Source organism: Candidatus Omnitrophota bacterium (assembly GCA_018830005.1).
In the GTDB taxonomy this organism is placed as follows: domain Bacteria; phylum Omnitrophota; class Gorgyraeia; order JAHJTE01; family JAHJTE01; genus JAHJTE01.
The window spans coordinates 126,240-145,325 of the sequence record JAHJTE010000003.1 but is presented as its reverse complement, the minus strand read 5'-3'; the positions used below and the strand labels follow the sequence as shown (position 1 = coordinate 145,325).

The following is a 19,086-nucleotide window of genomic DNA, read 5'->3' as shown; positions in this document are numbered from 1 at the left end:
AGGTATTAGAGATGAAAATTGAGATTTTGGGCATGGGTTGTCCTAAGTGCAAGCAGTTATATGATAATGCACAAAAAGCTGTTGATGAGATAGGTGTTGATGCAGAGCTAATCAAGGTTGAGGATATGGACAAGATAACGGAGTATGGCGTTATGACCACGCCTGCTTTGGTTGTTGACGGAAAGGTGAAGGTTGCAGGAAAGGTGCCTTCGAGTGATGAGATTAAAGGAATGTTTTCATAAATAGGGGAGGATGATCAAACGAAAAAGTTTTTGTTTTTGCCTGTTTTTTTAGCCGTAGGTCTTCTCGCCATGTCTTTTCTTCCTGGCTGTGATTCGCCTAAAGAGAGCGATACGTCTTCTTTGGGAGTTGTTGAAGACGCCTCAAGCGTCGACTCATCGCCTATCGCTTCTGTTCCTGTTTCTGATTCCGGCGTTGTTGCGTATTATTTTTACGGCAATTACAGATGCGCCTCGTGCAAAGCTATTGAGGCTTATACAAAGGAAGCCTTGGAGCTTTATTTCAGCGACGAGATTGCTTCCGGAGGGCTTGAGTTCCGTGCCGTGAATGTTGAGGAAAAAGGCAATGAGCACTTCGTTAATGATTACAAGCTTTACACAAAAAGCGTAGTCCTTTCAAAAGTTGAGGACGGAAAAGAAGTCGGTTACAAAAACCTTGAGGGTGTCTGGCAATTTATTAGGAACAAGCAGCAGTTTTTTGATTACGTCAAAAAGGAGACCGAAGCGTTTATTGCAGGGGGTTCCTCATGATTGAGCTTTTGTCTGCTTTGTGGCTTGGCATACTTACTTCCATCAGTCCTTGTCCGCTTGCAACGAATATTGCGGCTGTTTCTTTTCTTTCAAAGAAGGTTAATCATCCCATGGCTGTGTTTCTTTCGAGCATTGCTTACGTTCTCGGGAGGATGGTGACTTACGCAGTTATCGGTTCTGTCATTATCGCTTCTCTCGTAAGCGTTCCATCTATAGCAAATTTTCTGCAAATTTATCTGAATAAGATAATTGGGCCAATTCTGTTAATTGTCGGATTGTTTCTTCTTGACGTTATCAGGTTCAGTTCGTTTTCTTTTTCGTTGTCTCATGAGAAGCAGAATAAGCTGGCTGAGTCAGGAACTGGCGGAGCATTTCTTCTCGGGATGCTTTTCGCCTTATCATTCTGTCCTATTGCTGCCGCATTGTTCTTCGGAAGCCTTATCCCACTTGCATTGAACAGTAAAATAGGGATGACTTATCCTTTTATTTACGGTATCGGCACAGGAATTCCTGTTACCATTTTTGCGTTGGGGATTGTTTTTGGCGTGAAGTCGTTTTCGAAGTGGTTTCATAAGACTGCAAAATTAGAATTATGGGCAAGAAAGATTACAGGAGTGATATTTATTGTGGTAGGGATATATTTTGTCTGGTCACACATCATGATTAACTATTTATGATGGAGTGTGGAGATATAAAAATGGAAAAGAATGTTAATAGGGGTATGTCGGTTTTTGAGAAGTATCTGACGCTGTGGGTTTTGTTGTGTATCGGCGGGGGTATCTTAATAGGTAAGATTGCGCCTGGAATGGCGAAGTGTCTTGACGGCCTTTCTATTTATGTCGGTGGTGCTCCTGTTGTTTCGGTTCCCATTGCGATATGTCTTTTTTTCATGATGTATCCTATCATGGTTAAGATTGATTTTGCTGAGGTTATTAAGGCTGGCAAGTCGCCCAAGCCTGTTGGTTTAACGCTATTTGTAAACTGGGCAATAAAACCTTTTACCATGTATGCTATTGCTTTTCTGTTTTTGGGTGTGCTGTTTAAGGGTTTTATTGGTGCAGAAGCAGTGGATTTTGTAAAACTCCCTCCTGGAGCAATAGATTGGGCTGTAGGTTCAATTCATGGTGCAGGTCAGGTTGTTATGCATGAAGGAATGAGAATGTTGCAGGTGCCTTTGTGGAGAAGCTATTTTGCTGGATGTATTCTTCTCGGTATAGCTCCATGCACAGCAATGGTTTTGGTCTGGGGATTTCTTGCAAAAGGCAATGACGGACACACCCTTGTTATGGTTGCTATCAATTCCTTAACAATGCTTTTGCTTTACGGTGTGCTTGGTGGGTTCCTTCTTGGTGTGGGAAGGATGCCTGTTCCGTGGCAAGCGTTGCTGTTATCTATTGCTATCTATGTTGCGTTGCCGTTAGTTGCAGGTTTTTTTTCAAGAAAGTGGATTATAAGTCATAAAGGAATAGATTGGTTTAATGAGAAGTTTTTGCATGTGCTGTCACCAGTCTCAATAATTGCTTTACTTTTTACGTTGGTTCTTTTGTTCTCTTTTAAAGGGGCAGTTATCCTTGCTAAGCCGTTGACGATTTTATGGATAGCAATTCCTTTATTTATCCAGACATGCTTGATATTTGGTATAACATATTGGCTGGCGAAGAAATTGAGGTTGAGTTATGAGGATGCGGCTCCCTCGGCAATGATTGGCGCAAGTAATCATTTCGAGGTTGCTATTGCAACGGCGACTATGCTTTTTGGGCTTTCGTCGGGAGCAGCGTTGGCGACTGTTGTTGGCGTGCTGATTGAGGTTCCTGTGATGCTGATGCTTGTGCGTGTTTGCCTGAATACGCGAGGATGGTTTAAATAAAAGAAATACCAGCCAAAGCAGTGTGAGTGCTAAACTAAAATTTTCCACCTTTCTCCGTTCTTTAGCCCGTTCTTTCCTAGATATATTGTTGCTTGCCAAAAGTTCGGATTTTTGGGGGTCTCGGGGAGAAAATTACACTAATCCTCTGCAAATTAAAAACTTGCGGAGGGTTTTTGTTTGAGGTAGAATTATAACTTAACTAAGTCGTAAGATTCAGAGGAGAAAAAGATGGAAGAACGACAATTAAGTTCCTTTGAGAAATATCTTACCCTATGGGTTATAGGGTGTATCGGTCTGGGAATACTCTTGGGTAAATTATTCCCCCAAGTTGCCGTTACCTTAGACAGCATATCAATTTATCAGGTATCTATACCTATTGCGATATGCCTTTTCTTTATGATGTATCCGATTATGGTTAAAATTGATTTCGCTGAGGTTGTTAAGGCAGGAAAAAGTCCTAAACCTGTTTTGCTTACCCTGTTTGTAAACTGGTGCATCAAACCTTTCACTATGCTTGCAATAGCTACTTTATTTTTAGGTGTTTTATTTAAGGGGCTACTCCCAGGATTTGAGATTATCAAAGGTGGTACGCAGGTTGAACTTTACCGTTCATATATTTCTGGCTGTATCTTATTAGGCATAGCTCCTTGTACAGCAATGGTGCTTGTTTGGGGGCATCTGTCAAAAGGTAATGATGGTCATACACTTGTTATGGTAGCAATAAATTCACTCACAATGTTGTTTCTTTATGCACCATTGGGAGGTTGGCTTTTAGGTGTAAACAGGATGCCCATTCCGTGGCAGACAATTGTATTGTCAGTAGTTACCTATGTGGGGCTGCCACTCTTTTTAGGGTATCACTCAAGAAAACTTATCATTGCTAAAAAAGGAATGAAATGGTTTGAGGAAAAATTCCTTCATTATTTGACACCAATATCAATCGGGGCGTTGCTTGTTACGCTTGTTCTATTATTTTCGTTTAAAGGAGAACTTATTATTGAGCAGCCCCAAGTAATATTTTTAATAGCTATACCACTTTTTATCCAGACCTGTTTCATTTTTGCTTTAACATATGCAATCGCTAAATGGTTAAAGTTACCCTACAGAGATGCCGCACCGTCTGCACTAATTGGAGCGAGCAATCACTTTGAAGTTGCAATTGCTACTTCTGCTATGTTGTTTGGTCTTTCATCAGGAGCATCGTTGGCAACTGTGGTTGGAGTACTTATTGAAGTGCCAGTTATGCTAATGTTAGTGCGAATGTGTTTGAAAACTCGACATTTCTTCAAGTAATTTCTTTATTTCATCGTTAAGGCAATACTCCTTAGATTCTTCCAAAAAGTTGCGAAAGTCGTCCAATAGGGGGAGAAAATTCCACAACCCTCTGCAAATTAAAAACTTGCGGAGGGTTTTTTATGGCTTGTTGATTTGTTTTTCTTAAAAAATTATGCTATACTTAAAATGCTATTTAGGTGAGTATCTATGAGAAAAATATTTATAACAATTCTATTTACGTTCATTTTTATCTCATTGGTTTTATGTTCCTTCTCTGAAATGTTTATTAAAGATTCGCATAAGATGCATAAGGCATGTGACTGTTGCGGTTCATCTTGCGATTGTCAACCTCAATTATGTGTGAAAATATCCCAGCCAGTAGACTCTATAAAAAATACCGATGCAATTTCTATAATATTTCCAGAAGAGAATTTTGATTTTGAATATATCTTTGTCCAGCCTGAAGAATCCATTCGGTCAATCTTCCATCCTCCTAAGCAATATTCCTAATTTGTAATATTTAAGTAAATCTTTTTAAAAAGGAGTATTATCATGAAAAAAACAATTGTGATATTGTTTTTACTTTCATTTTTGCTGCCTTTTAGTAATACACCAACTTTAGCGCAAGAGAAGTGTTGCTTGCAGGCTAAATGCCAGTGCACACAGGAAACATGTTGCAGGGAAAAACAGTGCGCTTGCAAAGGCGATTGCTGTAAGGACAACGCATGTAATTGTAAGAGAGGTTGTAGCTGCGCTAAAAAAGTAGATTAAATCTGATTAGCTGGCAGCTTTAAGAAAGGGGTGTTTATATAGCACCCCTTTCTTATTATTAGCCAGTTGCGAAAGTCATCCAATAGGGGGAGAAAATTCAGCCCATCTGAATAAGGTGGGCTTTTTTATTGTAAATTTCCCTTCGCGGCGTATAATGAAATTTAGAAAAATAGGACCGCCCATTTTTATTGGCGGAGTTATAATTGAGTCAAGCAACTATGAATTGAGAGCCTATTATTTTTAGTTTTCTAATAACGCGGCATATAATATGAAAATAACCTTTATTTCAATGGTAGATGAGTTTTCGGGGATGAGCTCGCGTGTCCTTTCTTCTTATGTACGAAGTCTTGGCCATAAATCTAGAATCATTTTTCTACCCACTCCTACCTTACTTAAATCTTATTCTAATGTTACCCTGCAGGAAGTAGTTAATATTTTAAATGATAGCGATATAGTAGGTATTACAGTTATTACTAATCTATTCTTTCTCGCTGCTCAGCTAAGCGAAGCTATTCATAAAAACACAAGGGCAAAAATAATTTGGGGCGGGATACATGCTACAGTTAGGCCTCTGGAATGTCTTAAATTTGCAGATTGGGTATGTGTAGGAGAAGGCGAGCCAGTATTAAAAGATATTATGGACGGCAAACCAATTTCTCAAATACTCGGACTTTGGTATATTGAGAAGGGAAAGATTGTAGAAAATTCCTTTTCTCCGCTAATAGAAGATATCTCTACTCTTCCGTTTCAGGACTTTACTTTTGAGGACCATTTCTACATTAATCCTATTATGGGACAATCTGGGGAATTGACACGTGAACTTTACCGTGAAAAATGTAGGCGTGTATATGAAGATGCCAGAGGAGTTTACCGATGTTTTTATAAAACTATGACCTCCCGAGGCTGTCCCTTTGCATGTACTTACTGCAATAATTCAATTTATCACTCTATGTACACAGCTAGGCATTATCGAAAAAGGTCCATATCAGACGTAATCAAGGAGCTTGAGAATGTCTGTAGAGAAAATGATTTTATAGAGCTTATTCACTTTGCAGATGATAGTTTCTTTTCAAGAAGTAGCGAAGAGATTATTGAGTTTAGTAGAATGTACAAGGAAAGAGTTTCTCTTCCATTTAAGGCAATCACTGTTCCTTCAGCAGTAACCGAAGAGAAACTAGAAGCCTTGGTTGAGGTAGGGTTATGTAATCTTTGTATGGGGATAGAGTCGGGTAGCTTGACTGCTTTAATGCGCTACAACCGTAAAGCCGACACAAAAACTATCTATCGAGCAATAAGCATGATTAATCGCTATAGAGATCGTATGTCTCCGCCTAGATATGATATAATCTGCCATGATCCTTTAGGTACAATTGGCGAACAGAGAGAGAGTATTGGATTTTTGTTAAAAATTCCTAGGCCATACAGGTTTATATATTATAATCTTATGTTGTTTCCGGGAACGAAACTGAACAAGATTGCTAAAGAAAAAGGGTTGGCAATTGACGAGATTAAACAGGCGTACAGAAGCAGTTATCATTTTGAGCCTCATAATTCCTATGATATCATTTTACTTCTGCTTAATCTAAGCTTTTTCCCGCGGTGGATAGCCAGATTTTTTTTACCAAAATTCTACTATAAAGTTAGTATCGCATTTCCTGTATTGACTATGATTGTCTTTAGAATAATTACGCTGCTGGACAACCTTCAATTTGCGATAAATAGAATCATTGTGGGTGACTGGGAGTGTTTCCGTAACTATTTTATTAAGATGATGCGGAGAAAATAACGGATACGCGCAGTTAATTGACAAATTTATTATAGCCCCCAATGTTATTCAAGGATGTCAGTCCAGTAAGATAAATACTAGCCAAGGACGTAAATAAGTTCCTTGAATATTTTGTTCGCCTCTTGAGAAGTTAAAAAGTTGCGAAATTCGTCCAATAGGGGGAGCCAGTTTTGACGACGCTCGGACCGCTTCGGCGGTCCGGGTTGTTGATCGGCTTGACATTCCTTTTTAAACACATGCCTGCAAGTTCCTTTGTAGGTACTTATAATTAACTCTAGCTACCTCAGAGAGCTTATCTCGCCAATAGGGCAGGAGGAATAAAAAATGCCCCAATTTATTTGGGGCTTTTTTATTTTTAGTCGTTGCAAAGCTAGGAGAAGCGTAAATCTTAAATAATCAAGTAGAGGTGGTTGTCTTTGGTTTTTTCTTTAGAAGAGACCTCCATTTATCCAAACTAATATATTCGAAAAGTAAGGGCATTATGTAGAGGGCAGTAAGTGCTGCTAGGACAGTACCGAAGAGAATAGCCCCGCCAAATCGCTGGGTGGGAGGAAAGCTCGATAATAAAAAGATACCGAAGCCAGCGGCAACAACAAACATAGAAGTTAATATTGGCTGCCAGAGTTCATCGCGGACCGTTTGCCAGTTTCGCGTACGACGGAAAGATTTTATCATATGGATCATGGAATCAATGCCCATGGCGATCGCGACATTCGAAGCCGGAGCAGAAATAATGTCTAAGGGGATTCGATATACCCCAAAGCATCCCAGGATGGTCAAGGGGATGATAGAAATACTAGCTACCACAGCTAAGGTCATACGCAAAGAGCGCGAAATAAACCAGGTAATAAGAGCAAAAAGGAGAATAAGTTTCCCCAGTCCTCCTACTAAACTTGATGCAACAAGCTTAGCTAAGTGTCCTTGCAGGTTGTATATGCCTCCGATGATTTCGGTATGAAAGCCTTCATTCTCAGCTATGGATTTAATCTCTTCAACAACATCCAGGCGAGGCAGAACACGATATGATTCGATCATGCGCAGATAGAAGAGACCATATTTACGGTCTTTTGTTATAAAGCTCTTGGCAATCTTATCGTTCGTCGGCATCTCCATTGCTTTTAACAGAATTGATCGCGGAAAAAGCCAGCCAAAAATAGGCGTCTTTGCGGCTTGGGCAATGAGCACGGGCAAGGATATGACTGAGCCAACGCCACGGTGTTGCTCCAGTGATTCCTGGAGATTCCATAGCTGCTTATAAGATTTGTCCGAATGAATTTTCTCCTTACTTTTTGTACCAACAACTAGAATAAGCGGACTACTGCCACCGTTTTGATCAATATAACTTAGACCCTTATGAATTTCACTGGATTTAGAAAAGTAAGAAAGAAGACTCGGATCAGAATCAAGCCTTTTTAATCCCGGTAAGGTCAAAAGGCAGGTGACAAAAATGATCAGCATGATAAATTGTTTTTCTAGGTTAATAAACTTATATGTCTTTATTCCATAGTTTTCAATCTTACCTTTTTTCTCAGACTGCTGGCTTGCCACTCTTAAGAATGTAGGAAACACACCGTAGGCCACAACGATCGCCACTATAGAACCGAGGGCACCGGAGTGACCCAATTCCCTTAAAGGTTTCGCTGATACGGACATCAAACTTAAAAATCCTAAAAGCGTTGTCAGCATACTCCAGATAGAAGGAGGCAGTGTTCGTGCTATGGCGTCAGCCACAGGATTCTTACTATTTGGATCAGAGCGGAAGATCCGCCAATTAAATGTCAAAAAGATAATATGGGAAAGTGTCATAACAAAAATAATCGTACCTAGATTCGCTGTGAGAATGCCCATAGGAATACCAATTAAATCCGTTATCTTAAATGTCCACATAACCGCATTCAGACAGGATAGCATTGTTCCTAAAAGGATACTTTTTGAACGAAAAATCTGAAAGATTAAAAAGCCGAATATTAAAAAGGCCAGGAGGCTGAAGATTCTAAAGTCCTTCTGAAGGTTACGCCTAATTAATTCAACAACGTAAGGCAGTCCGGCTGCCTGCAGATGAAAACCTTCATCCTCGAAGATGCCCATGGTTTCTTCAATCTCTGGGATGATTAGGGAGACTTTATTTTCGTCTAAAAGGACAATGAGATTGGTTGATTTTCTGTTGCTGGCGACAATGAGGCGTTTCCACAGAGGGCTCTTAAAGGCCGCTTTTACATCACCTGGTCCCGCATGCGTTAGACTATTAACATTGGTTACGCCATCGATTTCTAGCAATCTTTTACTCAGCTCTGAAATCTTTTCGTGGTATCCTGTACCATTAATATTACCAGTGGCTGAGATAATAAGCTGGGAGTCTTTACGGATGAATAAACTGTTAATTAAATGTTCGCTTTGAAATTGTGGATCTTCGCTGGAGAAGAAAAAGTTATTATCAACAGTAGGCTCGAGAGAGACAAAGTTAAATAAACAAATACCACTCAATATAGTTATAATAATAAACGTGATAACTTCACGCGGCAGGAAGTGGTGTTTGTGAAGAATTTCTTGACTCATAATCGTAAAATTTTCCTCCCCTCTTTTATTTGCCTGTCTCTTATCATTCTTCTATTCCTTTCTTATTTTAAAATAAATAACATAATTAGTAAAGAAGAATTTGGATTAATAAAGCAGAAATAAAATCTTCCCTACATAATGGGGAGTGAGTGATCGAGCGGGGGCTACTTTATAAAAGCGACAGGTTCTAGCGCGAAGCGAGGAGTCCTCGCGGGGGAGCTTGATTTCCTAAGCCTCTGTGATAGAATACATTGCAGGGGGTTTTTGTTTAGATGTGAAAAGACAAGCCAAAATAGATTTATAATTTCTTAATAGACTATTTATTTTGATTAGATTAACCAAAATATTAAAATTATAGCTTGGGACGTAATAATATAAAATTAGCGTTTAGATTAGTTATATAAGGTATAAAGATGAAACTATTATTGTCAAATTCATTTACTTGGCTTACTTTGCTGGCCATATTAACTTTTTTAGTTTTTCTCCTACGTGGCTTAAAAACAGTTAATTGGAGATTCTTTACGCGTTTACTTATATCCCTATCGTGTTTATGTGCTGCGCTAGTTTTATCCCCTCGCATTATCTCCATAAGGTTAATACAGCTCGTCGCTTCAGTAATCGTCATTACAGCAGCAGTAGCTATAGTGATTGATATCATGCTAGAGATTTTCTTAAGAATTAAACGTAGCATTTTAACAGGTAAGGATTTTAGTATGCAACTACCTGATTACCTGTTGGAAATCTGCAAAGCGATGGAGTTTTTAGCAAGTCGTAAGGTAGGCGTATTAATAATTCTTAGAAGAAAAGATAAACTAGATGAATATATGGACAGTGGTATTCTTTTTGATGCACAAATTAAGAGTGAAATAGTTATCGCTTTATTTTCTTCGGCTTCACCTGTTCACGATGGGGCAGTAGTTATTTTTAATGGCCGCATTAGAAGGGTTAAAGCAATCCTTTCTATTAGAACAGATACCGAAGTTCCTATGGGAATTGGTACGCGTCATCGTTCGGCAATAGGGATTACGGAAAAGACGGATGCCATTGCTCTAGTAGTTTCAGAGGAAAGAGGGGAGATAAGTATTGTCTCTCAGGGTTGTTTGATAAAGGTCGATTCTTTGAAAGAACTATACAGGCTTATTAAGAAGGCCCTTAAAGGGAAAAGCATCGTCCCTGTTTGAAAAAAATTTTAAAAGAAACAAGAAAAAGCTGCAATTTCTCCTTGACTGATAGCACAAAAAGTTCTAAGCTCGTTGACGAAGAGGAGTTGCTATTCTAACCCACTGTGATAGAATATATTACAGAGGGTTTTTTGTGTGCCATTTTGAAATGGAAGTGGTATAATTGGGAAAAAGGAGGAGAAATGAAAATAGCCTTAGTAGTTATAATAGTATTGGTAGTTTGTTTATTATTGTGCAAGAAGTTCTGTAAATCTTGTTGCAAAACCGATAAGAAAGAATAAATAAGGCAACTGCCTTTGGAATCTGGAATACTCACCCGCCCCCAAAGTAAAGGAGCAGTTTAACCAATAAAAACCAGCTCTTTTACCATCTTTTTACCCTTCTTTGATCCCAACCAGTTGCGAAAGTCGTTCAATAGGCCCTATAAAAATCGGAGATTTTTACAGGATTAGTCTTGTAGAATCTTTCGATTCTATAGGAGGGAGTCAATTCAGCCCATCTTGAAAAAGGTGGGCTTTTTATTTGAATTACTTGACAGGGGTAGAAATCCATAGTATGATTTGTATGATAAATCATACTTTTCATACTAATGATATAGAGGGAATATTTTAAATTAAGGGGGCAGGCATGAAAAACTCACACCAGGTATATGGAACAGTCACAATGGGGACAAGAGGGCAGGTAGTTATTCCTATGAAAGCGAGAAAGGTGCTTGACATCAAACCCGGCGACCAATTGATTGTGATATCAGGGCCTCCTGGCCGTAAAGAAATAATCAGCTTTATCCCTGCTGAACGTATTGCCCGGTTCCTGCAGCATTTTGAACAACACATTTCAGCATTAAAGAAAGAACTTTCTAAAAAAAGTAAATAAAATGACTAAATATTTAAAGTTTTTTATAGCCGCATTATTATTTATTTGTTTTATTCTTGGTAACTCTAGCGCAGAAGAGGTGTTCACGTGGAAAGATTGCGTTAGACAGGCAAGAGAGAATCATCCTGACCTTATTTCAGCGAGAGAGAAGTTAAACCAGTCACACTCAGATAAGGCAATCACCAAAAGCGATGCGTTACCCCAGATTAATACTGAGATAAGCGGCAAAAGGTCAAAAACAGCTACCAGAGACGAGGCTGATACCTATTCATATAGCATAACTGGTAAGCAGTTATTATTTGATGGTTTTAAGACTTCCGCTGATATTTCTGCTGCATCGAGAAACTTAAGTGCTCAAGGATATAACTATGCAGTTGTTTCTTCGGATATAAGGCTTAATCTAAGGAACGCCTTTTCTACGCTTTTACGAGCGCAAGAACTCATCTCTCTTACTGAGGAGATTGCCAAGAGAAGAAAACAGAATTTAGAGTTGGTTCAGTTAAGGTATGAAGCCGGCAGGGAGCATAAAGGAGCGCTCTTGACTGCACAGGCAGATTTAGCGCAAGCAGAATTTGAAGTGGCGCAGGCTAAACGGAATCTTTCTCTGGCGCAAAGACAGTTGACAAAAGAGTTAGGGCGGGAGAATTTTTCTCCTGTTAAAGTAAAGGGAGGTTTTGAAATTGCAGACACTGATAGCGAAAAGTGCGATTTCGAGTATTTAGCTGATAATACTCCTTTTTTGAAAGAACTTATTGCCAAGAAAGAGGCTGTTAGGTTTGACCTGGAATCTAGCAAGGCTGATTTTTTTCCAGAGGTTTATTTAAATACTTCTGCCGGCAAGACCGCATCAGATTGGCCTCCAGAAAATGATGAATGGTCAGCAGGTATTACAGTATCTTTTCCTTTATTTGAAGGAGGAAGTAGAATAGCTGCTTTTGAGAAAGCGAAATCTAAGTTAAAACAAGCCAAGGCAGATGAAAGAAGCGGTCGAGATACTGTTATTTTGACATTAGAACAGACTTGGAAAAACTTCCAAGATTCAAAAGATAGCGTTTCAGTGAAGAAGAAATTTCTTGAGGCTGCCCAGGAGCGGGCAAAAATAGCAAATGCCCAGTATTCAACAGGACTAATCAGTTTTAATGACTGGATTATAATTGAGGATAATGTTGTTAGTGTCAAAAAAGCCTATCTTGACACTTTAGCTAACTTGTTGGTAGCTGAGGCTAGTTGGATTCAGGCAAAAGGAGGAACATTAGACTATGACGGGTAATAAATTGAAAATCTTTCTTAGTTTGCTAATTATTTTGGTAATTTCAGCAATTTTAATAATAAAGGTAAGGCAAAATAAATCCTCTGGTGAAGTTACCGGAGAGATAAGTCCCTCATTTGGCAATATCCAGAATTTTATCTCTACCACTGGCGTAGTAGAGCCTCAGAATCGCTTAGAAATAAAACCGCCGATTAGCGGTCGGATTGAAGAAATTTTGTTTAAAGAAGGCGAGAAAGTAAAAGTTGGTCAGATTCTAGCCTGGATGAGCTCAACAGAAAGAGCTGCACTTTTAGATACTGCTAGGGCACAGGATGAAGAGATTTTAAAGTATTGGCAGGAGGTTTATAAGCCTACCCCGCTTATTGCTCCCATTGACGGAGAGGTAATTGTAAGGGCGGTTGAGCCGGGCCAGACGGTTACATCCAGCGATGCCATAATTGTATTATCAGACCGACTCATTGTTAAGGCCCAGGTAGATGAGACTGATATCGGGAAGGTAAAGCTTGGTCAAGAGGCAGTTATTAGCCTGGATGCATACCCTAAAATTAAAGTAAAAGCAAAGGTCGATCATATATCCTATGAATCTAAGGTTGTTAACAATGTTACTATTTATGAGGTAGATATCCTTCCGGAAAAGGTGCCGGAAGTGTTTCGTTCGGGCATGAGCGCGAGTGTGGATATCATAGAGACAGGCAAAGAAGATATTTTAATTATACCTCTTGAGGCAGTTAACCGGGATAAGGATGAAAGTTTTGTCCTCTTGAGGCAGGATAGAAGTAAACGGCCTGTTAAACAAATAGTTGAACTTGGCATTTTTGATGAGACTAATATTGAGGTTATCTCAGGGTTGACTCAAAAGGATAAGATAATAATTAAGACCGAAAAATACCTCCCTGTACAAAACGCAAACTCAAAGAGCAATCCTTTTATGCCTTTTGGCAGAAAAAAATGATAATCTATTTATCTTAAGAATTAATAAGGTTATGATAGAGTTAAAGAATATAAATAAGACTTATATGACTGGTAAGATAGGGGTGCGGGCACTGCAGGATGTATCCTTAAAAATTACCCCCGGAGAATTTGTGGCTATTATCGGGCCTTCAGGTTCAGGTAAATCCACGCTAATGCATATATTAGGTTTCCTAGATCGGCCTGATTCAGGCTCATACTACTTAGGTAGGCAAGATATAACCAAACTTACTGATGATGAATTAGCTATTTTGAGGACTCGTTTAGTCGGTTTTGTCTTTCAGCAATTTCATTTGCTTGCCAGAATGACTGCGTTGGAAAATGCAGAGCTTCCTTTGATTTATGCAGGCAAACAGCAGTTAAAAGAAAAGGCAAAACAAAGAATAGAAGAAGTCGGTCTATCTGGGAGGCAGTTGCATAGACCAAATGAGCTTTCCGGCGGAGAGCAGCAACGAGTAGCCATTGCCCGTTCTTTAGTCAATGATCCCCTGATTATTTTAGCTGATGAGCCAACAGGAAATCTGGATACAAAGACCGAAGAAGAGATTATTTCCATTTTGAAACGCCTGAATCAAAAAGGCAAAACCATTATTATTGTTACACATGAAAGAGAAATCGCTGAGCATGCAAAAAGAATTATTCAGATGCGCGATGGCAGGATTGTCTCTGATGAAAGAATAGGCGAGAAGTCAGAGACGCCTTTTCCTCTAGACCAAAAGATTACTTTAGACAATATATTGGCTCAATCTCAAGTTTACTCAGGAAGAGCTGAATTTATAGACCATTTTCGTCAGGCAAAGAATGCTATTATTTCTCATAAAATGCGCTCTTTTCTTTCTATGCTGGGTATTCTTATAGGTGTATCAGCAGTAATTGCTATGCTTGCTCTTGGCCAGGGAGCAAAAGAGTCTATTGCAGAAAGATTAGCTTCTCTGGGTTCAAATCTTTTAGCGGTGAGGCCTGGCTCTCATCGAATGCATGGGGTAGCCTTGGAAACAGGAGCAGTTACTCGTTTTACTATGCAAGATGCAGATGCTATGGTTAAACTGCCTCAGGTGAAAAATGTTTCTCCTCGGGTTTCAGGCCGCGCTCAACTCGTTTATGGCAATAAGAACTGGAATACACAGGTTCAGGGCACAGGGATAGATTATGCCTCAATGCGTGCTTCTTCCCCTAGCATTGGCAGATTTTTTACAGAAGAAGAATTAAAAGTAAGGCAAAAGGTAGTTTTGCTCGGGGCCACAGTAGCCAGAGAGCTCTTTGGAGATGCTAATCCAGTTGGAGCAAGAATTAAGATAAATCGCATAAATTTTCAGGTAATTGGTATTTTACCAGAGAAAGGGGCATCTGGCTGGCGTGACGAGGATGATTTAGTCATTATTCCAATTACCACTGCAATGTATAGGCTTTTAGGAAAAGAATACGTTGATTCAATTGATGTGGAGGTTAAAGATGCTGGTTTAATGGAAGAAGCTGAAAGTGCGATACGCGGACTTATTATTAAACGCCAACGCCTTAATAAAGACCGGGAAGATTCATTTGAAATTCGCAATATGGCTGAGATTCAGGAGACCTTAGAGAGTACAACTAAGACAATGACCTGGCTTTTGGGTTCTATTGCGGCAATTTCTCTTTTAGTAGGTGGTATAGGCATTATGAACATTATGCTTGTTTCTGTAACCGAGCGCACAAGAGAGATAGGCCTGCGTAAGGCAGTGGGAGCGCGCAGAACAGATATAATGGCTCAATTCCTTATAGAGTCGGTAGTTTTGACTTTTATCGGCGGCATAGCCGGGATTGTGTTTGGCTGGTGCATAGCTTGGCTTTTATCAATCCTTGCTGACTGGACAACAAAGGTTTCAGGCTTATCTATTGTGCTTGCCACAACATTTTCTATTGCTATAGGCATAGGCTTTGGCCTTTGGCCCGCACGACAGGCGTCCAAGCTTGATCCTATAGAGGCATTAAGGTACGAGTAGTACTTTGAGCTTGTAGCTTTCTTTCCATTCATTACTTTCGGTATATAGCCAGTTGCGTCTCGACAAGAGAGTCGGGATTTCGCTAAGATTATTAACATAAAGGTGTTCAAAAAATTGCAAAAGGAAGAATATAGATTATTGAGAGATGGATAAAAAGGATATAAAAAATTTCACTCTTGGAGAACTAAAAGTCCAAATGAAAAATATTTCAGAACCAGATTATAGGGCTGAGCAGATATTCTTCTGGCTTTACAAAAGAGGTACAACCGATTTTAATGGAATGAGTAATATAGCAAGGCATCTTAGAGATAAACTAACTACTCTTTATTATATAGGAATCCTTGAGCTTGCGCGCCATCTTATCTCAGTTGATAAGACCGAGAAATTTCTATTTAGGCTCTCAGACGGCAATTTTATAGAAACCGTACTTATATATAGCAAGGAGAGAAGAACAGTTTGTCTTTCTACCCAGGTTGGCTGTAAATACGGCTGCCGTTTCTGCGCAAGCGGGCTAAAAGGTTTTATACGTAATCTCACCACCTCAGAGATTTTAGCCCAAATACTTTATTTGCAATATGGCCTTAAACATAAGATAACAAATTTCGTATTCATGGGTATGGGCGAACCCTTGGATAATTACGAAAATGTTTCAAAAGCGATTAAGATAATGAATGGCCCAAAAGCACTTGACATAGCTGCTAGGAGAATTACCGTTTCAACGTGTGGGATAATTCCGGGAATAAAGAAATTCAAGCAGCTCAAATTACAGGTTAACCTGTCACTATCTCTTCACGCCGTACATAATAAACTAAGGAACGAGCTTATGCCGGTTAACAGAAAATATCCGTTAGGAGAACTCATAAGGACCTGCGAGGATTTTATAAAGTCAGGCGGGCGAATGATTACGCTTGAATATATATTAATAAAAAACAAAAATGATTCGTCAAAGGATGTAGATGGTCTCGCGGCAATAGTTAAAAGATTAAGGGCTAAGGTAAACCTGATACCCTATAGTCCTGTTTATAACTTTAACCTTAAACTTCCCACAGTAAACGACGTTAATATATTTAAGAATAGACTCAAGGAAAAAGGAGTAAACGTGACCTTGCGTGAATCGAAGGGCAAAGACATACAAGCCGCATGTGGACAGCTTGCAGGTATGGTGAAGGATGAGATGTAAACTTATCATATTCGACATAGATATTACATATAAGTTGCTGGAAATATATACACGAAAGGCAAAAATTTTTGAAGCGGCTTATCTGTAGCTACCAAGGATAAATTTCTTAGATAGCTTTTCTGTATTTATTGAAGCAAAAAGCTCTAAAATCGTCCAATAGGCCCTATGAAAATCAAAGATTTTCACAGGATTAGTCCTATACAATCTTTCGATTCTATAGGAGGGAGTCATTACTTTCAGCCCCTTTTAGCGAAATAAGTTGCAAGGGGTTTTTATTTGTGTTACAGTAGGTAAAAAGAAAGGGGTAATGTGAAAAAACGTTTTAAGCGCAAAAGTTTATTAGTCGCGCCGCAGGATGAATCGGGTGTAGCTGGCCTCATTAATAAAGTGCAGCAGCAGTTGAGTGCCATGGAGAAGAAGCTGGATATCTTAATCAGCCAGTCTTTAAAAAGGCCTTTTGAGAAAAGCTATTCCCAAAAGCCTTTCCGGCGCTTCGATCATTCTCATCGTCATGACAGAGGAATACAGGGCAATGGTCCCAGGGAAAAAACTTATACTCGGGTTATTTGCGCAGACTGCAACAAAGAGTGCGAAATCCCGTTCAAGCCCAGCGGAGATCGTCCGGTGTATTGCAAGGAATGCTTTTTAAAGCGCAAGGGAGACAGTTCGTTTAAAGAAAATTACGACAGTAAGTCTAGAGAAGGTGATTTTGTTCAAGGTCGCCATTTTGATAGACAACGGGGCGGCGAAAACCGAAGCTCTGAAAAAAAGAAGAAATCAATCTTTCGAAGACGAAAAGAACGTATTTAAGTATTTGGATAAGGATGTTTTATGATTTACTGCCTATGGTCAATCTTAATAAGAAAAACGTAGTTAACTTGAGTTTTAAACTTTTAACGGAACTAAAAAAGGAGGCAACATGGCATTTGGACGAAATGGTGGGTATGGCGGGCGTCCGCGAGAGATGCACAAGGCGACATGCTCAGAATGTAAAAAAGAATGTGAAGTCCCTTTTAAACCTAGCGGAGACCGTCCCGTATACTGTAAGGAGTGTTTTTCGAAGCGCGGAAATAGTGGCCGTACATAGATGCTACGGCGTCTAGAATAACCCAATAGAAACTATAAATTACGCAGAGTTGATAGTTAAAAATCCTGCGTGGTTCTTAGAGTTTGTATTGTTAATGGACGTTGACGCTGGATAATGGGTGAGATTTTTTATTATCAGCTTCCTTCTGGTGCACATAACAGTAGATTTCCTGGTTGTAAATACTTAAAATACTCTTACAGTGAAGGAATTTGCAGATTCTCTTTCTTTTAATCGAGGCGACTTCTTTCATTGTTACTCCTTTTATTGTATTATACCACGAAAGAAGCATAAAAGATAGAACGTATTCAGTTTTTATAATAGGTAGCCAGTTGCCCTATGAAATCTTGCAGATTTCATAGGGCTAGTCCTGATACAATCTTAGGCTGTGCCAAGATTATGTAGGAAGGAACCAGTCTTGATAATTACCTCTATCACTACTGATAGAGGTAATTTTTTGTTTTGTAAGGTTAAAAGTTGGCGGGGACGTTGTGATTTTAGATGAAAAAACTCGGGTGGTAGTTGATATTATTCATGATGTTGATTTGTGAAAATTTATAGAAAAACGGACGGTGCCATTTTTAAAAAGGTACAGTTCTATTTTTGCCCATCTTTTTTAAAGATGGGTTTTTTATTCGTCTTCGTATCTGTCCGCTCGTCTCGGCCCTAGCCAGAGGCTTGTACCGGGCCGGCAAATGAGGGAAAACTGCGGATTTATCTCTACTGACCTGTGAGTTTTTGCAGGAGCCAGCAATAAAGAGTCAGGAAATAAAGCTATTGACTCAGGTAAAAAAAGTACTATACTTATTAAATTGCTTAGATTATTTACCTAAAGGAATGAGAAGATACAGACCATGAAAAGGCAGAGAGCAGCTAAGGAGCCATTCAGATTTTATACCAGGTTACACTTATCAGAGTTAACAGGATTTAAGGCGACTAATCTAGAGCAGCTATTAAATCTACTCAAGGAGGTGCCTGGTTCTTGCATATACCACCATACCCATAGATTTTTACAGCAACATCAATACCTCTCTCCAGAACCGCCAAATGATTTTGCCTATTGGGTTAGCGAGGCCTTGAGTGAAGATGAGTTAGGAGAGCAGCTAGCCAGTATTGACACCATACAATTTAATAACATACGCGCTCTTAGAGAGGCATTAATTACTAGCATCCAAGCCTATCTAGAAAGTAACCCATCAGCCAAGTTAAGATTTGCTAGGCAGAATGAAGAATTCCACTTTATAAAGTCAGTGAGTTTTATCATTCCTACCCATCATATAGCTAATAATTTGAAAGAATTCTTGGATATCTTAAAAAAGGTTACCATTGATTCTATATATTTTCATATATTTGAGGCACGTTTAAGGCTGGAAAAGGGCTCAAATGATTTTTCTAACTGGATAATCTCTTCCTTTGATGATAAACGCCTTGCCGAGGAAATAGCTAGTCTAGATCCTTATACTCATACCCTTGAAGATTTGAGAAAAACATTGATTAGAGTAATAAAGAAGAGAATTCGTTAAGC

Annotated in this window: 19 protein-coding genes; 16 read left to right on the top strand and 3 right to left on the bottom strand. The window is 39.2% G+C overall.

Annotated features, from left to right (window positions below; genetic code table 11):
* Positions 1-11: 11 nt before the first annotated feature.
* The 7 genes from KJ593_07295 (at position 12) to KJ593_07265 (ending at position 6,469) form a co-directional block, all read left to right on the top strand.
* On the top strand, positions 12-242 hold the full coding sequence (locus tag KJ593_07295; protein MBU2541692.1) for a TM0996/MTH895 family glutaredoxin-like protein: 231 nt from the start codon (positions 12-14) through the stop codon (positions 240-242).
* A 36-nt stretch (positions 243-278) separates the two neighbouring features.
* Complete coding sequence (locus KJ593_07290; protein MBU2541691.1) at positions 279-770, top strand: hypothetical protein; 492 nt, start codon at positions 279-281, stop codon at positions 768-770.
* The gene (locus KJ593_07285; GenBank protein MBU2541690.1) at positions 767-1,447 is read left to right on the top strand and encodes a sulfite exporter TauE/SafE family protein; all 681 of its coding nucleotides are present in this window, start codon (positions 767-769) and stop codon (positions 1,445-1,447) included. The genes KJ593_07290 and KJ593_07285 overlap by 4 nt, the downstream gene beginning before the upstream one ends.
* Positions 1,447-2,637, top strand: a complete 1,191-nt coding sequence (gene arsB / locus KJ593_07280) for an ACR3 family arsenite efflux transporter (GenBank protein MBU2541689.1) — start codon at positions 1,447-1,449, stop codon at positions 2,635-2,637. The genes KJ593_07285 and arsB (KJ593_07280) overlap by 1 nt, the downstream gene beginning before the upstream one ends.
* A 228-nt stretch (positions 2,638-2,865) precedes the next feature.
* Positions 2,866-3,930, top strand: coding sequence for an ACR3 family arsenite efflux transporter (gene arsB / locus KJ593_07275; protein MBU2541688.1), 1,065 nt, complete (start codon positions 2,866-2,868; stop codon positions 3,928-3,930).
* Positions 3,931-4,119: 189 nt separating this feature from the next.
* Positions 4,120-4,422, top strand: coding sequence for a hypothetical protein (locus KJ593_07270; GenBank protein ID MBU2541687.1), 303 nt, complete (start codon positions 4,120-4,122; stop codon positions 4,420-4,422).
* Between the two features lie 529 nt (positions 4,423-4,951).
* A complete protein-coding gene (locus tag KJ593_07265; GenBank protein MBU2541686.1) occupies positions 4,952-6,469 on the top strand; it encodes a radical SAM protein in 1,518 nt (505 codons plus the stop codon).
* 396 nt (positions 6,470-6,865) lie between these two features.
* Here the strand turns inward: KJ593_07265 and KJ593_07260 are convergent, their stop codons facing one another.
* Together KJ593_07260 and KJ593_07255 are read right to left on the bottom strand one after the other, a co-directional pair.
* Positions 6,866-9,025: an MMPL family transporter gene (locus tag KJ593_07260; protein MBU2541685.1), complete on the bottom strand. Its 2,160-nt coding sequence runs from the start codon at positions 9,023-9,025 to the stop codon at positions 6,866-6,868.
* Positions 9,026-9,377: 352 nt separating this feature from the next.
* Complete coding sequence (locus tag KJ593_07255) at positions 9,378-9,683, bottom strand: hypothetical protein (GenBank protein ID MBU2541684.1); 306 nt, start codon at positions 9,681-9,683, stop codon at positions 9,378-9,380.
* On the opposite strand from KJ593_07255, the gene KJ593_07250 reads away from it, so the two are divergent.
* From KJ593_07250 to KJ593_07215, 8 genes are all read left to right on the top strand, one after another.
* Positions 9,682-10,206 (top strand): DNA integrity scanning protein DisA nucleotide-binding domain protein, encoded by a 525-nt coding sequence (locus KJ593_07250; protein ID MBU2541683.1) that lies wholly within the window; start codon positions 9,682-9,684, stop codon positions 10,204-10,206. The genes KJ593_07255 and KJ593_07250 overlap by 2 nt on opposite strands.
* Before the next feature lie 627 nt (positions 10,207-10,833).
* Entirely contained in the window at positions 10,834-11,079 is a 246-nt protein-coding gene (locus tag KJ593_07245; protein MBU2541682.1) for an AbrB/MazE/SpoVT family DNA-binding domain-containing protein, read from the top strand.
* A gap of 1 nt (position 11,080) precedes the next feature.
* Positions 11,081-12,349 carry a TolC family protein gene (locus KJ593_07240; protein MBU2541681.1) on the top strand — a complete coding sequence of 423 codons (1,269 nt, stop codon included), beginning with the start codon at positions 11,081-11,083 and terminating at the stop codon, positions 12,347-12,349.
* A complete protein-coding gene (locus tag KJ593_07235) occupies positions 12,339-13,301 on the top strand; it encodes an efflux RND transporter periplasmic adaptor subunit (GenBank protein MBU2541680.1) in 963 nt (320 codons plus the stop codon). The genes KJ593_07240 and KJ593_07235 overlap by 11 nt, the downstream gene beginning before the upstream one ends.
* Positions 13,302-13,332: 31 nt before the next feature.
* Positions 13,333-15,297 carry an ABC transporter permease gene (locus KJ593_07230; GenBank protein ID MBU2541679.1) on the top strand — a complete coding sequence of 655 codons (1,965 nt, stop codon included), beginning with the start codon at positions 13,333-13,335 and terminating at the stop codon, positions 15,295-15,297.
* Between the two features lie 145 nt (positions 15,298-15,442).
* Positions 15,443-16,477 (top strand): 23S rRNA (adenine(2503)-C(2))-methyltransferase RlmN, encoded by a 1,035-nt coding sequence (gene rlmN, locus KJ593_07225; GenBank protein ID MBU2541678.1) that lies wholly within the window; start codon positions 15,443-15,445, stop codon positions 16,475-16,477.
* Between the two features lie 408 nt (positions 16,478-16,885).
* Complete coding sequence (locus KJ593_07220) at positions 16,886-17,287, top strand: hypothetical protein (protein MBU2541677.1); 402 nt, start codon at positions 16,886-16,888, stop codon at positions 17,285-17,287.
* A 109-nt stretch (positions 17,288-17,396) separates the two neighbouring features.
* The gene (locus KJ593_07215; GenBank protein ID MBU2541676.1) at positions 17,397-17,564 is read left to right on the top strand and encodes a DNA-directed RNA polymerase; all 168 of its coding nucleotides are present in this window, start codon (positions 17,397-17,399) and stop codon (positions 17,562-17,564) included.
* 91 nt (positions 17,565-17,655) lie between these two features.
* Here the strand turns inward: KJ593_07215 and KJ593_07210 are convergent, their stop codons facing one another.
* Positions 17,656-17,814: a hypothetical protein gene (locus KJ593_07210; protein MBU2541675.1), complete on the bottom strand. Its 159-nt coding sequence runs from the start codon at positions 17,812-17,814 to the stop codon at positions 17,656-17,658.
* 601 nt (positions 17,815-18,415) lie between these two features.
* Between KJ593_07210 and KJ593_07205 the strand changes: the two genes are divergently transcribed.
* Positions 18,416-19,084: a hypothetical protein gene (locus tag KJ593_07205; protein MBU2541674.1), complete on the top strand. Its 669-nt coding sequence runs from the start codon at positions 18,416-18,418 to the stop codon at positions 19,082-19,084.
* The last annotated feature ends 2 nt before the right edge of the window (positions 19,085-19,086 follow it).

Coding starts and splice junctions, on each gene's coding strand:
- KJ593_07285 (MBU2541690.1), top strand. CDS start 767: ATGATTGAGCTTTTGTCTGCTTTGTGGCTTGGCATACTTACTTCCATC.
- arsB (MBU2541688.1), top strand. CDS start 2,866: ATGGAAGAACGACAATTAAGTTCCTTTGAGAAATATCTTACCCTATGG.
- KJ593_07265 (MBU2541686.1), top strand. CDS start 4,952: ATGAAAATAACCTTTATTTCAATGGTAGATGAGTTTTCGGGGATGAGC.
- KJ593_07230 (MBU2541679.1), top strand. CDS start 13,333: ATGATAGAGTTAAAGAATATAAATAAGACTTATATGACTGGTAAGATA.
- KJ593_07260 (MBU2541685.1), bottom strand. CDS start 9,025: ATGAGTCAAGAAATTCTTCACAAACACCACTTCCTGCCGCGTGAAGTT.
- arsB (MBU2541689.1), top strand. CDS start 1,447: ATGGAGTGTGGAGATATAAAAATGGAAAAGAATGTTAATAGGGGTATG.
- KJ593_07250 (MBU2541683.1), top strand. CDS start 9,682: ATGCTAGAGATTTTCTTAAGAATTAAACGTAGCATTTTAACAGGTAAG.
- KJ593_07270 (MBU2541687.1), top strand. CDS start 4,120: ATGAGAAAAATATTTATAACAATTCTATTTACGTTCATTTTTATCTCA.
- KJ593_07215 (MBU2541676.1), top strand. CDS start 17,397: ATGGCATTTGGACGAAATGGTGGGTATGGCGGGCGTCCGCGAGAGATG.
- KJ593_07255 (MBU2541684.1), bottom strand. CDS start 9,683: ATGATATCAATCACTATAGCTACTGCTGCTGTAATGACGATTACTGAA.
- KJ593_07235 (MBU2541680.1), top strand. CDS start 12,339: ATGACGGGTAATAAATTGAAAATCTTTCTTAGTTTGCTAATTATTTTG.
- KJ593_07240 (MBU2541681.1), top strand. CDS start 11,081: ATGACTAAATATTTAAAGTTTTTTATAGCCGCATTATTATTTATTTGT.
- rlmN (MBU2541678.1), top strand. CDS start 15,443: ATGGATAAAAAGGATATAAAAAATTTCACTCTTGGAGAACTAAAAGTC.
- KJ593_07210 (MBU2541675.1), bottom strand. CDS start 17,814: ATGAAAGAAGTCGCCTCGATTAAAAGAAAGAGAATCTGCAAATTCCTT.
- KJ593_07220 (MBU2541677.1), top strand. CDS start 16,886: ATGGAGAAGAAGCTGGATATCTTAATCAGCCAGTCTTTAAAAAGGCCT.
- KJ593_07295 (MBU2541692.1), top strand. CDS start 12: ATGAAAATTGAGATTTTGGGCATGGGTTGTCCTAAGTGCAAGCAGTTA.
- KJ593_07205 (MBU2541674.1), top strand. CDS start 18,416: ATGAAAAGGCAGAGAGCAGCTAAGGAGCCATTCAGATTTTATACCAGG.
- KJ593_07245 (MBU2541682.1), top strand. CDS start 10,834: ATGAAAAACTCACACCAGGTATATGGAACAGTCACAATGGGGACAAGA.